This is a genomic window from Vibrio sp. 2134-1, assembly GCF_033339495.1.
The window spans coordinates 1-704 of the sequence record NZ_JAWOUS010000417.1; the positions used below are offsets into that span (position 1 = coordinate 1).

1 pseudogene is annotated in these 704 nt (G+C 48.3%); it reads right to left on the bottom strand.

The window, feature by feature from the left end:
- Nucleotides 1–704: pseudogene (gene ligA, locus R7R78_RS26360) on the bottom strand (NAD-dependent DNA ligase LigA); the annotation flags it as partial.

The window sequence follows — 704 nt, forward strand, 5'->3', positions numbered from 1 at the left end:
TAACTTAGCAACCGGAGTGATCGCTCCCGTTCGGCCAACTTGGAACTCAACTTCATTCAATGTTGTGATTTATTCTTGAGCCGGGAATTTGTAGGCAATCGCCCAACGTGGAGCGCGAGCAACAAAACCCAGGCGCTCTTGAACGGCAATATCGTCAATTTTGATCACGACTCCGTCAATTTCGTAAGGTAATGCATCACGACGTTGCAGAATGTGTTGATAATAAGTTTTTACGTCTGCCAAACTGTCGACTCGCTTGGTCTCTGGACACATTGGCAGCCCCCAAGATTTTATCTGCAGAAAACGCTCATAGTGACTGGCTGCCAAATCAGCCCCTTGCACAACTCCAACACTGTATGCGTAGAAGCTAAGTGGGCGCGAAGCCGTAATACGCGAATCTAATTGACGTAGACTGCCTGCTGCTGCATTGCGAGGGTTCACAAATACTTTTTCGCCCTTCTGACGCGCAAGCTCATTCAACTTTTCAAAGCCTGCTTTCGGCATAAACACTTCACCGCGGACCTCAAGACGAGCTGGCCAGTCATCACCCCTCAGCTTCAGAGGAATGGCATTAATGGTGCGCACGTTTTCAGTGATGTTTTCACCCGTAGTACCATCACCACGCGTTGCCGCTTGAACTAAAATACCGTTTTCATACAGCAGACTCACGGCTAAGCCATCTAGCTTTGGTTCACAACAATACT